The sequence below is a fragment of the Haloimpatiens massiliensis genome (assembly GCF_900184255.1).
Classification (GTDB): domain Bacteria; phylum Bacillota; class Clostridia; order Clostridiales; family Clostridiaceae; genus Haloimpatiens; species Haloimpatiens massiliensis.
In genome coordinates this window covers 2,251,339-2,263,936 of sequence record NZ_LT854640.1, presented here as the reverse complement: position 1 = coordinate 2,263,936, position 12,598 = coordinate 2,251,339, and the positions used below count along the sequence as shown (strand labels likewise).

The window sequence follows — 12,598 nt, the reverse complement described above, 5'->3', positions numbered from 1 at the left end:
ATGCATGAAAATTTACGCAATAGATTTAATGAAATTTTTCAGTATGTACCGAAAACAAAAGCTGCAATGGAACTTAAGGATGAGCTCTGGGGAAATCTTATAGAAAAATATAATGATTTGATAAACGAAGGAAAAAGTGAAGAAGATGCTATAGAAATCGCTATTGATGGAATAGGGGACGTAGATGAACTTTTTAGAGGTTTGGAAGAAAAAGATGTCAATGGCTATTTAAATATAGAAAAGGAAAGAAGAAAACATGCAATAGTTTTAACAACAGCTATAGGAATATATATAATGAGTGTGGTTGTGCTTATTTTGTTTACAGAAGTTTTTAATATTAATGAAGAGGTGGCAGTCTGCATAATGATTTTAATGTGTGGTGTGGCTACCTGTATGTTAGTATACGATAATAGTTCTAGACCCAAATATTTAAGAGAAGAGGACACTGTAGTAGAAGAATTCAAGGAATGGAAGTACTGCAATGAAAAGGAGAAGCAAATATTAAGTTCAATTAAGTCAATATTGTGGATGGTTATTGTAGTTGTCTATATTTTTATAAGTTTCCACTTTGGCAGCTGGGCATACTCTTGGGTTATATTTATAATAGGTGCTGCCATAGAAAAAATTATAGTATTAAGTTTTCAATTAAAAAAGCAGTGAGGCAGTAATTATGGATAAAATTTTAATAAAAATAAGAATAATAATATTGGCAATTGTTGCAGTGTTTTTTACAACGGTTTTAATAAATGGTATTTATTATGGAAAAAGTTCTGGAGATATTTTTTCTTTATTAAATATAGAGAATAATAACTATGAAATTAAGCATGAGGAGAATACATCAATAGATAACTGTGAAAATATAATGTTGGATTTTCATAGCTCCAATGTAATTATAAAATCAACAGATGAGCAGAAGCTTAAAGTAGTTCAAAAAGCTACAGGCAAAATTAATGAAAAAGAAAAAATTATAATAACTAAAGAGGGTAACAATATATCTATTAAAAAAGATCAAAGTAAAAGAGTGTTTTTTATATTTGGTTTTAATTTAAATGAAAAAATAGAAGTATATATACCTAAAGATTATAATAAGAACTTGCAGATAAATTTAAGCTCAGGTAATGTTAAAATTGAGTCTGATTTAACATTAAATAATTTAAAATCTACTCAGAGTTCTGGAAACTTTAAAGGACAATATCATATTAAGGCTAAAGAAGTCATTTTGAAAACTACTTCCGGAAATATAAATGTAGAAAAAATAGATTCAAAAAACTATGAGTTTAATGCTTCATCAGGAAATATATCTATAGATTCTCTTGAAGGTTCTGGAAATGCACATGCAACATCGGGAAACATAAAAATTAGATATAAAGACATTAGCGATTATTCAAATATAGAATCTACTTCAGGAAATATTAAAATAGAGATTCCGGAAAAAATAAGCTTTAAGTTCACTGGAAAATGTTCTTCAGGAGATATACATTCTGATTTCCATATGGATTATGAAAGTGAGAAAAAAAATGAAGCTTATGGTAAGATAGGCTCTGCTCCATATAAAAAAATCAATACTAATACAACCTCGGGAAATATTGATGTTGTAAAGGTGCCGTAATGAATATGTGTAGGGAAGATTAAAAAGTAAAGGCATATTAAAATGGGGCTGTTGCACTAAGAATAAATTCTACGAGATATTATTTTAAAATTGCAAAACAATATATTGCATGTGAATTTCTTAATGCTACAGCCCTAGAAAATAGACTTAATTATGTTGGAATATTATGAAATTACAACAGGACAGTAATGTCCTGTTGTTTTAGCGTTATGAAAAATATGATAAACAGATATAAAGTATGTATCAATGCTACAATAATAGATAGGCTATATGTATCGATACATTTGAAAAATTCATTTGTAAATAATATACTGTATTTCAAAAGAAACTATTATTTATAGGGGGATTAGTAATGGAGAGATATGAATTGAATAAAAATCTTGCTCAAATGTTAAAGGGCGGAGTAATTATGGATGTGGTTAATGCAAAGGAGGCTGAAATAGCTCAAAAGGCAGGGGCCTCTGCAGTTATGGCATTGGAGAGAGTTCCATCAGATATTAGAAAACAGGGTGGAGTAGCTAGGATGTCTGATCCAAAGATGATAAAAGAAATAAAAGAGGCGGTTTCTATTCCTGTTATGGCTAAAGTTAGAATAGGTCACTTTGTGGAAGCTCAAATTTTGGAGGCTATTGGAGTAGATTATATAGATGAAAGTGAAGTTTTAACTCCAGCAGACCAGGTTTATCATATAAATAAAAAAGATTTTAAGGTACCGTTTGTTTGTGGAGCTAGGAATTTAGGAGAAGCTTTAAGAAGAATTGGAGAAGGGGCCTCTATGATAAGAACGAAAGGTGAAGCAGGAACGGGGAATGTAGTGGAAGCTGTAACTCATATGAGAACTATAATAAATGATATGAAAACGGTAAAAAATGCAGGAAAAGAAGAACTCATGAGTATAGCTAAAGAAATGAGAGCTCCTTATGATTTGATACAATACGTTTGGGAAAATGGTAAGCTTCCAGTAGTTAATTTCTCAGCAGGGGGAATAGCAACGCCAGCAGATGCAGCTCTCATGATGCAACTAGGGGCAGAGGGAGTATTTGTAGGCTCAGGAATATTTAAATCTTCAAATCCAGAAAAAAGAGCCAAAGCTATAGTGATGGCTACCACTTATTATAATGATCCTAAGATTATTGCAGAAGTATCTGAGGATTTAGGTGAGCCTATGAGCGGTTTAGAGCTAAAGGATTTATCAACTAGATATGCTGAGAGAGGATGGTAATTTTGAGCTGCGATTTGGATATGAAAAAGCATGTTAATGCTAATGAACAGCTAGATATGGATAAGAAATTCGAATCTAAAGGCCACTTAGTTATAGGAGTTTTGGCTATTCAAGGTGGGGTAGTAGAACATATAAATCACATAAGAAAGCTAGGATATGATGCTATAGAAGTTAAGAAAATAGAAGATTTAGATCAAATAGATGGCATTATATTGCCAGGTGGAGAGAGTACTGCTATAAGTAAAATATTGAGAGAAAGGAATATTTTACATCCGCTAGCAGAAGCTATAAGTAAAGGGCTTCCAGCTTGGGGAACTTGTGCGGGAATGATACTTTTAGCTAAGGAAATAGAAGGAGAAGATATATGCCATCTTGGAGTAATGGATATAAAGGTTAAGAGAAATGCCTATGGCTCTCAATTAGATAGCTTTGTTACATTGGATAATATATATGAAGTTTGTAATGAACCATTAGAGCTTATATTTATAAGAGCACCTTATATAGTAGAAGTTTCTAAAGAAACAAAAGTTGTTCATAAAGTAGGTGAAAATATAGTAGCAGCCAAGGAGAAAAATATATTAGTTACTTCTTTTCACCCAGAACTTTCCAGTAACTTGGAGTTTCATAAGTATTTTATTGAGAAATTTGTTTTAGGTAAAAAATAATAGGTATATTTAGAATAAAAAGTATTAGGTACTTTTAATAGGGGTCAGTTAACTGCTCTCTTTGTTTTCTATTTTGGACATTTAATTGTTATTTTTATTTTATGATTAATCCACAATAGGGTACAATGTGGTGGAACTATGAATTTTCTCCTCCAAAGAGCTCGGAACAATAAATTTAATTTAACAAATTCTAATCTTTTAGCCATATAAAATTATCTAACGCTCACATTCAGCGCCCTGCCTCAGATTCGCTAGGCTGGCGTCCTTGCCAGGCTTACGATAATTTTATCTGCCTAAAAGAAGAATTTCTAAAATTAAATTTAAACAGTTCCTTTGCTTCTTATGCAAGTCATTGCAGAAAAATTTCATAATTCAGGTAATGTAATGATTTTTGTGGGATAATCATTTTATAGGTTTCCGCAAAAGTTATTAACTGTCCCCAGGAGCCTGCAAAAGTTTTAGTGTATTTAGAGCTAAAAGTTGTTAACTGTCCCCAGGTATCCCCCGGGTATCCCAGGTATATCCATATACCCCACACCTAAATTTGTATATATGGATACAAAATATACATTTTGTTATAATATAATTCAAAGAAGTTCCTATTTATTTGTTTAAATCTTATTTTAAAATTTTATGTGATTATGTGATTATATATAAAGATGTATAAATTATGTAGTTAACGCACATTCAAATAAATAACAAGTCAGTATGCTAGTCTATTTTGCGTCATACTGCGTCAGCAGAATCCACAGATAGTCCTACTAGCGACGGAACTTGCTTCCTTGTCTGACACAAAATATACTAGCGTCTTTGACCTGTTATTTATTTTCATGTACCTAAACATTCGATATGGATAAGAAGTGGATAATAAGTAAATATATTTGATAATTTTACCGTAATTTATGTTAGTTTTTCAATGTAGTGTATAAAAATTAATTTATAGAATTAGGTAGGAGTTGGATTATGGAGAATTATATAGAGTTTATAAAAAGTTGCTGGAAGGACTTCATAGAAAAAGGAAATGTAAATCCAAAGGTTAGAACAGAAATAAGTGATTCATGGAAAAGGTGTAAAAAATATGGGGTTAACCCCATGAATGGAAAGGGTAATGATAAATATAATGTACCTGTGAAAGTTAAAATTATGGAAAATGCAGAGCTTATTTCTGTGGCAAGACCTATAATGGAAAGTGTATATGATATAGTAGCTGGCTCTGAATTTGCTATAATCTTAACGGATAAAGATGGATATGTAATAGATGTAGTGGGAGATGAGCCCATGCTTAAAAGAATGGATGAGTTGAATTTTGTGAAGGGAGCTCTTTGGAGTGAAGAAATAGTTGGTACTAATGCTATAGGTACCGCTCTTTACATGGATAAACCAATACAAACAATTGGAGCAGAGCATTATTGCCTAAATCAGCATTCATGGACTTGTTCTGGCTCCCCTATTCATGACGAAGATGGGAATATAATAGGATGTATTAATATGTCTGGAAACTATTATAATGCACATTCTCATACATTGGGAATTGTGACTTCTGCTGCTAAGTCTATACAAAAACAGCTGGCTTTAACTATTTCAAATAAGTTAATGAAGATTACATTTGATTTTATTTCTGAGGGAATGATTGTGCTTGATGAAAATTTAAAAATAAAAAGAGTCAACAATAGGGCCTTAGAAATTTTAAATGTAAGACTTGAAGATATACTGAACATGAATATAGAGGAAAATTTAAAGGGCATTAGCTTTCATGAAATAATAAATAAAAATGATAGATCTTTTAATAATGTAGAGTGCGATTTTTATATAAAAAATAATGGAAGCAAATTATGGTCTAAATGTGGTAAAGACAGTAATTCGCAGGAGTACGGAACATCTAAACAGGCTTGCTACGATAATTTAGTTAAATGTATTATAAATGCAGTTCCTATGAAGGTTAATGGAAAACTTGTAGGGATTGTTATAACTTTTAGTGAAAGTAAGTATGTGCATAAATTAGTAAATAAGGTAGTAGGATATAAAGCTACATATACTTTTAATGATATAATAACAGAAAATGAAAAAATGAAAGAAATGATAAGATTTGCTAAGAAAGCAGCTAAAAGTGACTGCAATATGCTAATAGAAGGAGAAAGTGGAACAGGTAAAGAGTTGATAGCTCAATCTGTACACAATTATAGTAACAGGTCAAATGGACCTTTTGTAGCTATAAATTGTGCATCTATACCTAGAGAATTAGTAGAAAGTGAGCTTTTTGGATATGAAAAAGGTGCATTTACTGGAGCGTCAAAGGAAGGACATCCAGGAAAATTTGAGTTATCGGATGGGGGAACTATTTTTTTAGATGAAATAGGAGAACTACCTCTAGACATACAATCTAAACTTTTAAGAGTTTTAGATAATAATAAGATAAGTAGAATAGGTGGTACCTATGAAAAGCAACTTAATGTAAGAGTTATAGGAGCCACTAACAGAATTTTAAAAAAAGAAATAGAAAAGAGAAATTTTAGAGAAGATCTTTACTATAGATTGAGTGTTATGAATATAAAGACCATACCTTTAAATAATAGGAAAGATGACATAGAACTTTTAGCTAATTATTTTGTTAAAATATTAGATAGAAAAAGTGGAAGTGGTGAAAAAAAGCTTAAGAAAGATTATATAGATGCTCTTAAAAATCACAGCTGGAATGGAAATGTGCGAGAATTAAGAAATGTGGTGGAAAGAGATTATTATTTGAGTGATACAGATATTATTTCTTCTAATTGTTTACAAGAAAAGAGTTATGCTGAAGAAAATTCTGTTGAGAATGTACAACATAATTCTATAAAAACTCATACTAATATGGAATTTCATAATAATATAGAACCTATGCATATATTAGAAAAAGAAGCCATAGAAAATGCTCTTAAAAAGTGTTATGGCAATAGAGCTAAGGCTTCAAAGCTTTTGAATATTGGAAGATCTACTTTATATAGAAAAATTAAAAAATATGGCATAAAGGAATTGTAAGAGACACAAATGTTGATTGTGAAATATAGTAAAAACTTAGCATAAAAAACTGTGTCAAAATGACACTTATATATCTTATGTATCAGAATGAAACGTAAAAAAGTGAGTCATTATGATACATATTTTTTTATGAAATAAGCTATTCATAGGTTTGGATACTTTGGCATAGTAATTGCTTTAATAATATTTGTGAATTAATTAACATGTTTTTGTATTAAATTAGTATTTTAAATACATAAATAGGAGGGGTTGCAATTATGAAGGCAGCATTATGGTATGGAAAAAAGGATGTAAGGGTAGAAGAAATAGAAGAGCCAAAGGTAGAAAAAGGTTTAGTAAAGATTAAAGTTAAATGGTGTGGAATTTGTGGTTCTGATTTACATGAATATTTAGGAGGACCTATATTTATTCCAGTAGGACAACCTCATCCACTAAGTGGAAATGTTGCTCCAGTAGTTTTAGGTCATGAATTTTCAGGAGAAGTAGTGGAAGTAGGAGAAGAAGTAACAAAATTTAAAGCTGGGGATAGAGTAATAGTTGAACCTATAGTGGCTTGTGGAAAATGTGCTGCTTGTAGAGAAGGAAAATATAATCTTTGTTCATCTTTAGGTTTCCATGGACTTTGTGGAAGTGGTGGCGGGCTTGCTGAGTATACTGTATTTCCAGAGGAATTCATTCACAAGATTCCAGATGCAATGACTTATGAGCAAGCAGCTCTAGTAGAACCAATGGCAGTGGCATTACACTCTGTAAGAATAGCTAATTTTACAACAGGGGATACTGCTTTAGTTTTAGGTTCCGGTCCAATAGGACTTGCCACTATTGAGTGTCTAAAGGCAGCAGGTGCAAAACTTGTTATAGTTTTACAGAGAAAGTCCATAAGACAAGAATATGCAAAAAGAGCTGGTGCAGATGTGGTTTTAGATCCTAATGAAGTTAATATACCAGAGGAAGTTAAGAAGCTTACAGGTGGACTTGGAGTAGATGCTGCATTTGAAACAACAGGAGCTAAGATAGGTTTTGATACAGGTCTTGATAGTTTAAAATTTGAAGGAACTATGGTCATAACTAGTATATGGGAAAATGAAGTAAGCTTTAATCCAAATGTGCTAGTGTTTAGTGAAAAGAAAATAATAGGTACTTTAGCATATAGACATGAATTCCCAGCTACAATTGCTCAAATGAGTGATGGAAGAATAAAAGCAGAGGGATATATTACAAAGAAGATCCATCTTGATAATATAGTAGAAGATGGTTTTGGAACTTTAACAGGACCAGAAAAGAAAAAACACGTTAAAATATTAGTAACACCAGATAAAGCACTTTTAGATTAACGAAGTAATTAAATAAGTAAATACAAGAGTAATTAATTGCATAAGTGAGTAAACAATTAAATAAATAAGTAAATAAATAGTTAAATTAAGTAGATAAATCAAATAAATCTCTGTTAATAAGAAATAATAAGAAAAGATTATATATGATTCTATAATGTATGATTAAAGCATTAACAAGAGCAGTTGATGCAAATTTACAGTAAATAAAAATAAATACAATAAAACAAATGTAAATTAATCGAGAGTAAAAAGAAGTATAAAAAGAAGGAAAAGAAAGGGACGGTTAATAACTTTTAGTAAGATATTACAATAAAAAGTTGTTAACTGTCCCCAATTATTTCTTATTTCTAGCTATAGCAGTATTAAGTATAGTATTATAGCTTTTTATTTTTATAATATACAGCTTTCACGGTTCTTATAATAGGTAATGAAACTAAAATAGCCATAGAAGCTGAAACAAATCCATTTAAAACTAAGAGTAGAAAAGTCTTATTAGCAGCAGATTTACTAACTCCTAAGGCCGTTATATATTCATTTAGATATAAAACGTATATCATGCCTAATACACCTATGGTATTGGTGAATGAACCAACGGTTATGGACAATATTAATTGAATATAATCTACCAGATATCTAGTGAATTTTCCCCATTTAGTAGTACCGTCATTGGAGTAAACTTTTTCTTTTAGTTTATTAAACTTAATATTTTTTAACAACTTGTACATATAGTAAGGAGTAATTCCTATTAATATTCTAGGAAGTACTGAAACTAATGGGTTAATAAATATAAAGGAAACTGGTCCTGGGGTTTTTATAGCTTGAAATATACTGGTTAATCCAAATATTAAACCAAGTATTCCGCCAACTACAGGGCCTTCTAGAAGTGAGCCTATAATCACAGGAATGTGCATTATAGTTGTGTGAAATGGTGGTATAGGTATATAACCTAAACCAGTAATACCAAGTACTACAGATATAGCAGAAAGCATACCTGTAACAGTGATTTGTTTTGTGGAAAATTTTCTTTTTTCCACTGTCTTTTCTGACATTTTTACATTCCTCCATTCTTATTCCAATAGGATATAATTTGGAATTTAAGTGTTTGTTTAAGAAAAGCACGTAAATAGTATGGCTTTGCAATAAATACCATCTTTTACATACGATATTAGTATAGCACCGGATTTTTATAAATCAATAGGAAATAATAAATTTTAAAAAATATTGTGTGCTTATATGATGTTACTTTTACTATTTGTAGCAATTATTGAAGGCAGTTTATATATAAAAAACGTAATTATAGATATATGAAGCATTTACTGTAATATCTCTCATATATTTATAAAACATATAAAAAAGTCGTTTGTAATACTTTGGGACTAGCATTTGTAATGCTCTTTTGAATAGCATATAAGTATAGAGCAATTTAAGGGAGGGACGTTATGTTTGGTTGCAATTACTATTCCTATTTAAATAACATTTATTTTATTTGGGCTTTAGTTATAAGCTATGTGATTCAAGCTATTTCATATTATAGGTTAGCTGAAAAGGCAGACCTTAATAATAGGTGGATAGCTTTTATTCCTTTTTTCCAATTTATAATTTTTTTCCACATAATTGATAAGAGTGCGTGGAATATATTATTTGCCTTTATTATAATAATACCATTTATAGGTCCATTAATTTTGGCCATTTTATATATAGTATGGTATGTGGAATTTTATCAGAGATTTAAGACGCCTACAATATGGATGGTATTGAGTATAATATTTATACTTGTGGCATGGATATATTTACTTTATATGGCTTTCTGTTACAAGGTTAGATATATAGGAGTAAATAAATTCTCAAAAAGAAAATTTTAAAACCTATAAAGGAGAGTAAGAATTAATCTTTACTCTAACCTTTAGATTTTTATTGGTTTTAGCTCTATTTATTTGGAGGATTAAGAATTAATTCATGCTAAGTAAGTAGAAAAGGAAAAGAGTCCATATAGTGTAAATTAAAGATTCATGCAAGGTTATACAACTTTACATGAATCTTTTAGTTTTTAAGTGAGTTTAATATAATTTTTTTAATGTATAAATTATAAAAAACATATGATACACTATAAATAAGTTATGCAAAAGATAACACACTAACGAAATAAAAATAAAAAGTAATAGAGAAGTGTATTTAAATATAATACACTAAAGCTTTAAAATGAAATATTACATGTAGAACCATTGAAAAATCTGATATTTCAGTGTTGAATAGCAATTGGCACAACAATTGCTATTTAAATTATATGTGTAAAGCACAATAATGTAACCAATATAGTTAATGATAAGGTATACATATTTAAATTAATGCTATTTAAAAAATAGGAGAGTATAATGATTAAAATCAAAAAGAAATTGTTAAGTGAAAAGAATAAAAAGAAGAAGGAGTATAAAGATGTAAGTCTATGGAAAAGAGCAGTTGCTATGATGATTGACTGGTATTTAGCGTCTGTATTAGCAGGAATACCTGTAATGCTTATTTATAGCATGGATACGGGACAAGCTACTATTGCTAGTTCTTTATCAGCAATGTCATTTAAAAGTGGCATGCTGGCTGGAATTTTAGCAATACTAGCATCCTCTACATATTATCTTCTAATACCAACATTTTTGTATAAGGGACAAACACTGGGTAAGAAACTATTAGGGATAAAGGTAATTAGAATGAATAATGAGGATATTAATTTGAAAACGATGTTTAGACGTGAAATTATTGGAATAATGATTGTGGAAGGTAGAATTGTTTCTAGCAGTGAATATTTACGTCAAATGATTCGATTAGGATTAAATTCTAATAGATACTACGTAGTACTTGAGTACATAGGTGCTATAATTACCATAGTATCAGTTATATTAATGTATGCAACAGCTGAAAAAAGGATGATTCATGATTATATCGGTAAAACTAAAGTAGTTAAAGTTTAGGCATAAAATACAAATAATAAGAATTTAAATGGTGAAAGTTAATTAGATTATTTATTTTTTTATTATATATAAATAAAATAACATTTAAGAAGGTAGGTGGAAACTATGAAAAAAATATATCTATTCTGTAGTCAAGGTATGTCTACGAGTTTATTAGCACAAAAAATGCAAAATGTAGCAGATGCTCATAAACTTCCAATTGAGGTTAAGGCATTTCCACATGGTAAGTTGCAGGAAATCATTGATACTTTTAACCCAGATTGTATATTGTTAGGACCACAGGTTAAATATTTATATGAAGAAACTGTGGAAAGATTTAAAGATATCAACACTCCAATATCAGTAATCGATTCAGCAGATTATGGAATGATGGATGGAGAAAAGGTCTTAAAAAAGGCAATTGTACTCATTAAAAAAAATAAAAAATAGGGGGGCTTAAAATGTTTGCAGCGTTAGAAAAAGTATTAGTTCCAATTGCAGATAAGCTTGGAAGAAATAAAGTTTTAGTTGCAGTTCGTGATGGATTTTTAATAACGACGCCATTACTTATAGTAGGATCTATTTTCTTATTAATAGCTAATTTCCCAGTACCAGGTTGGTCAGAGTTCTGGACAAGATTTCTTGGAGAAGGTTGGGAATCATGGTTTACAAATGTATCTAGAGCAACATTTAATATAATTGGTTTATTAACTTGTGTGGGTACAGGATATGCTTATGCTAGAGAACTAAAAGGGGATAAAATTCAAGGTGCTGTGGTAGCAATGGTTGCTTTCATTATTCTTATGCCAACAAGAATTCCATTTGAAGGTGTTAAAGGACCAGAAACTATGAGTGCACTAGGTTTTGAATACGTAGGTTCTAACGGTATATTTTTGGCACTTATTGTATCTATATTATCAGTATATGTGTTTACTTGGGCTTATAAAAAAGGCTGGACAATTAAAATGCCAGATGGAGTTCCACCAGCAGTATGTGATTCATTTGCAGCTTTAATTCCTAGTGCAATAGTTATTGGGATATTTTTCCTTGTACGTGTAGGATTTGAGCTTACACCATTTGAATCAGCACATAATTTTATATATACAGTATTACAAACACCACTGCAAGGAGCAGGAAATACATTAATAGCACAAGTTATTTATAGCTTAGTATGTACAGTTTTCTGGTTCTTTGGAATCAATGGTCCAGCAGTTGCAAATTCAGTATTTTCACCAATTTTAAAAATATTAACAATTGAAAACTTGGAAGCATTTGAAGCAGGAAAGGCATTGCCAAACATATTTACAGACCCATTTTCAAACTTCTTTACAGGTTTTGGAGGGGGAGGAAGTACTCTTTCACTAGTTATAGTAATGTTATTATTCTGTAAATCAAAGAGAATTACACAATTAGGTAAGTTGTCAATTGTTCCAGGAATATTTGGAATAAATGAACCAATTATTTTCGGATTACCTATCGTGTTAAATCCAATATTAATTGTTCCTTTTGTTGGAGTTCCAATAATCAATTTGATGCTTTCTACATTTGCAACTAAGGCGGGAATTATTCCTTATACTACAGGGGTATCATTGCCATGGACTACTCCAATAGGATTTTCAGGATACCTATCCACAGGAAGCTTATTTGCAGGAGTATGGCAAATAGGATTGCTAGTACTTGGATGTTTAATTTACTATCCATTTATAAAAATGTTAGATAAACAATACTTAAAAGATGAAGAAGAAGCAAAGAATAACGCATCAGACGAAGAAGATATTTCATTTGATGATTTATCCTTTGATGACCTTTAG

11 protein-coding genes are annotated in these 12,598 nt (G+C 30.4%); 10 read left to right on the top strand and 1 reads right to left on the bottom strand.

Annotated elements, in window-relative coordinates; genetic code table 11:
• From C1715_RS18670 to C1715_RS18645, 6 genes are all read left to right on the top strand, one after another.
• Entirely contained in the window at positions 1 to 660 is a 660-nt protein-coding gene (locus tag C1715_RS18670) for a permease prefix domain 1-containing protein (protein WP_102401831.1), read from the top strand.
• 10 nt (positions 661 to 670) lie between these two features.
• Positions 671 to 1,609, top strand: a complete 939-nt coding sequence (locus C1715_RS18665) for a DUF4097 domain-containing protein (RefSeq protein ID WP_102401830.1) — start codon at positions 671 to 673, stop codon at positions 1,607 to 1,609.
• Between the two features lie 352 nt (positions 1,610 to 1,961).
• A complete protein-coding gene (gene pdxS / locus C1715_RS18660) occupies positions 1,962 to 2,831 on the top strand; it encodes a pyridoxal 5'-phosphate synthase lyase subunit PdxS (RefSeq protein ID WP_102401829.1) in 870 nt (289 codons plus the stop codon).
• A gap of 56 nt (positions 2,832 to 2,887) precedes the next feature.
• Positions 2,888 to 3,496, top strand: coding sequence for a pyridoxal 5'-phosphate synthase glutaminase subunit PdxT (pdxT, locus tag C1715_RS18655; protein ID WP_102401993.1), 609 nt, complete (start codon positions 2,888 to 2,890; stop codon positions 3,494 to 3,496).
• Positions 3,497 to 4,459: 963 nt separating this feature from the next.
• Positions 4,460 to 6,511, top strand: a complete 2,052-nt coding sequence (locus tag C1715_RS18650; protein WP_102401828.1) for a sigma-54-dependent Fis family transcriptional regulator — start codon at positions 4,460 to 4,462, stop codon at positions 6,509 to 6,511.
• A 257-nt stretch (positions 6,512 to 6,768) separates the two neighbouring features.
• Entirely contained in the window at positions 6,769 to 7,845 is a 1,077-nt protein-coding gene (locus tag C1715_RS18645) for a 2,3-butanediol dehydrogenase (protein ID WP_102401827.1), read from the top strand.
• 374 nt (positions 7,846 to 8,219) lie between these two features.
• On the opposite strand, the gene C1715_RS18640 is transcribed toward C1715_RS18645, so the two are convergent.
• Entirely contained in the window at positions 8,220 to 8,894 is a 675-nt protein-coding gene (locus C1715_RS18640) for an ECF transporter S component (RefSeq protein WP_102401826.1), read from the bottom strand.
• A 390-nt stretch (positions 8,895 to 9,284) separates the two neighbouring features.
• On the opposite strand from C1715_RS18640, the gene C1715_RS18635 reads away from it, so the two are divergent.
• The 4 genes from C1715_RS18635 to C1715_RS18620 all read left to right on the top strand — a co-directional run bounded on the left by C1715_RS18635 (position 9,285) and on the right by C1715_RS18620 (position 12,598).
• A complete protein-coding gene (locus C1715_RS18635) occupies positions 9,285 to 9,707 on the top strand; it encodes a DUF5684 domain-containing protein (protein ID WP_051931336.1) in 423 nt (140 codons plus the stop codon).
• A 510-nt stretch (positions 9,708 to 10,217) separates the two neighbouring features.
• Positions 10,218 to 10,808 (top strand): RDD family protein, encoded by a 591-nt coding sequence (locus tag C1715_RS18630; RefSeq protein ID WP_102401825.1) that lies wholly within the window; start codon positions 10,218 to 10,220, stop codon positions 10,806 to 10,808.
• A 105-nt stretch (positions 10,809 to 10,913) separates the two neighbouring features.
• Positions 10,914 to 11,237 (top strand): PTS sugar transporter subunit IIB, encoded by a 324-nt coding sequence (locus tag C1715_RS18625; protein ID WP_102401824.1) that lies wholly within the window; start codon positions 10,914 to 10,916, stop codon positions 11,235 to 11,237.
• Positions 11,238 to 11,248: 11 nt separating this feature from the next.
• The gene (locus C1715_RS18620) at positions 11,249 to 12,598 is read left to right on the top strand and encodes a PTS sugar transporter subunit IIC (protein ID WP_102401823.1); all 1,350 of its coding nucleotides are present in this window, start codon (positions 11,249 to 11,251) and stop codon (positions 12,596 to 12,598) included.